Genomic DNA, 2714 nt, shown 5'->3' with positions numbered 1-2714 from the left:
GCTCTTTAGACCGATGACTTTGCGTCCCACCGTTTCCAGTGGTTTGCCCTTTTCAGATCTTGCTGTACGGAACTATAAGCAACGAATTGCTGTGTGGCAAGCGAATTTTAAATAGTTTTTTTGACTGTCGCGATTATGTCTAGAATTTAAGAAATAGTCGTTATTTCAAATATCACGAATATATTTCTTATAGTTACTTTTACTTTCGAAGTCTCAATAATGACATTAAATAAAAAAAGCCCGGCACATGCCGGGCTTAATAGGGGAGGGGGTATTAACTGATTAGCGGGTCACGCTGACTGCCCAGGTGGCTTTGTTGCCAGCCACGTCGCTGGAGGTAGCGGACACAATGTGCTTGCCAGCTGCGACGTTGGTGGTGTTCCAGACGTAGGACATGGTCGAGCCGGTGCCGGTTGCAACGACCACGTTGTCGATGGACAGGACCGTGGTGATGCCAGCTGCGCCGCTGTTATCGGTTGCGTTGATGGTCACGGTGACGTTGCCGGTTACGGTGCTGCCAGTTGCTGGGTTGATCACGTGAACGGATGGTGGGGTGGTGTCAGTCGAAGGCACGGTGGTGGTGGCGTTGGCGACGTTCACCGAAACAGGCGAGGACGATTGCACGTTGCCGGCAGCATCGTAAGCCACCGCGGTCAGGGATGCCATACCGTTCGCAACGCCTTTGGTATCCCAGGCGAAGGCGAATGGAGCGGCGGTATCCGAAGCAACCACAGTGTTGCCAACTTTCAGGTCAACACGGGTGACACCCACGTTGTCGGACGCGTTGACAGTCACAGTCGCGGTGCCGGAAACGGTGCCGTTTGCGCTTGGGCTGGCGATTGCAACGGTCGGCTTGGTGGTGTCAGACGGGACGGTCGGAGTCGTCGGAGCGGTCGGAGTGCTGCTACCGCCTGCTGCAGCCACAGCAGCAGCGGCATTCACACGGCCGTAACCGAAATAAATGTCGCGGCCAGCAGTACCCAGGTCGACGGCGGTGTTGAACAGGATGTTCTGCACTTGGGTCCCGCTCAGCGATGGGTTAGCCGACATCACCAGCGCGGCAACGGCAGCGGCCACCGGGCTGGAGAAGGAGGTGCCGCTGACGGCGCTGTAGCCGCCGCCTTTGGTGGTGCTGTAAATGCCGGAGCCTGGCGCAGACAGCGAGACGAAGGCGCCGTAGCTGGAGAAGCTGGAACGGTTGTCATTCGAGTCGGTTGCCGAGACTGCAATCATGGAATCGGTCGGGGTGAAGCCTTCGTCACGGTTGTAGTTACCAGCGGAGACGAACACCAGGCCGCCCTTGCTCTTCATATAGTTCGCAGCGCTGATCACTGCCGCGCTGCTTGGCAGCGAGGCGTAGCTGACGTTGGCGATACGTGCGCCGTGGTCGGCAGCGTAGGTAATGCCGCTGGCGATGGTGGAGAAGTAGCCGTAGCAAGCGCCGTTGACCAGGGTGGCGATACGCACTGGCATGATCTTCGCGGCGCCAGCGACACCGGCTACGCCTACGCTGTTGTTCAGGGCGGCAGCAGCCGCGCCGGCGACGGAAGTGCCATGGCCGCAGATATCGCTGGTGTCGGTGTTGTTGTTGCTGGTGTTGTAGCCAGGAACCAGGCGTGCTGCCAGGTCAGGGTGGGAGGCATCGACACCCGAATCCAGGATGGCGATGGTCACGCCCGCGCCTTGGGATTTGTCCCATGCAGTGTTGGCGCCAATCTTGGCGATATGCCACTCGCTGCCCAGGTATGGGTCGTTGGCGGTGGCGGTAATTTCAATGCGTTGGTCCAGCTCAACGAACTTGTAGTGCGGGTTGTGCTTCAGCTTGTTGACGAGCGCCTTTTCCGAGCCTTGCGGCACGTCGATCACGTGGATGTTGCTCTGGCCAATCTTCATAGCCTTGCCGGCACCGTTGTCTTTCAGCGATTTGGAGAATTCTTCAACGGTCAGGCCGGAACGTGGTTCCACGATGATGCGGCCAGCAGCGAAATTGTCGCCTTGTGCAGCGAAAGCTGGGGCTGCCATGGAGGCGATGGCGGTTGCGATTGCTGCGGAGAAGGTGGTGATGGTTTTCATTTGTGGGAGTCCCTGTTTTCAAAATTAAAAAACGAGGACTGCCCGCCGGCAGAAGCCGGTAGAAGACTGCATCACAACCCGCACAGGCACGAATGCCCATGCAGAAGGGATACTTTTGTCTGGCAGTCCTGCCGTCATGGAGCCGAAGCTCTTTAGACCGATGACTTTGCGTCCCACCGTTTCCAGTGGTTTGCCCTTTTCAGATCTTGCTGTACGGAATCTTATGTCGTTAATTGCCGGGTGGCAAGCGGATTTTTAAAACTTTTTTTGAATGTCTCAAATAAGTCTGGATTTTATGAAACCTTCGTTAATTCAATGACTTGGATTATTTCCTATTATCACATCTCCTTTCGAAGTCGCAATAATGAAATTAAATAAAAGAAAGCCCGGCAATAGCCGGGCTAAAACAGGGTTCTTTATTAACTAATTGATTAACGGGTAACCTGAACATTGGTGGTGGAGGTGTTGCCGGCTGCATCGCGGGCGACCGCCTGGATGGTATGGGCGCCGGCGCTGGCCTTGCGGGAATTCCAGGTGTAAGACATGGAGGAGCCCGAGCCCGAGGCCTTCAGCTGGCCGTCGATGTAGACGCTCATGCTGATGCCGGCGGAGCCGTTGTTGTCCGAAGCGCTCACGTTCAC

2 protein-coding genes and 2 riboswitches are annotated in these 2714 nt (G+C 56.2%); both genes read right to left on the bottom strand.

Translation table 11 applies throughout. The features are described from left to right. Window positions 1–58: riboswitch (cyclic di-GMP riboswitch) on the bottom strand. This riboswitch is flagged as partial in the annotation. A gap of 224 nt (window positions 59–282) precedes the next feature. After that, complete coding sequence (locus AC1RTP_RS28480; RefSeq protein ID WP_498612018.1) at window positions 283–2073, bottom strand: S8 family serine peptidase; 1791 nt, start codon at window positions 2071–2073, stop codon at window positions 283–285. Window positions 2074–2191: 118 nt separating this feature from the next. Next, window positions 2192–2278, bottom strand: a riboswitch (cyclic di-GMP riboswitch). A 226-nt stretch (window positions 2279–2504) separates the two neighbouring features. Then, a partial coding sequence (locus AC1RTP_RS28475) for an Ig-like domain-containing protein (protein ID WP_498612017.1) occupies window positions 2505–2714 on the bottom strand: 210 nt, incomplete at its 5' end.

Source organism: Pseudoduganella sp. GW821-FHT11H04, from assembly GCF_058807935.1.
This window is presented reverse-complemented; position numbering and strand designations above follow the sequence as displayed.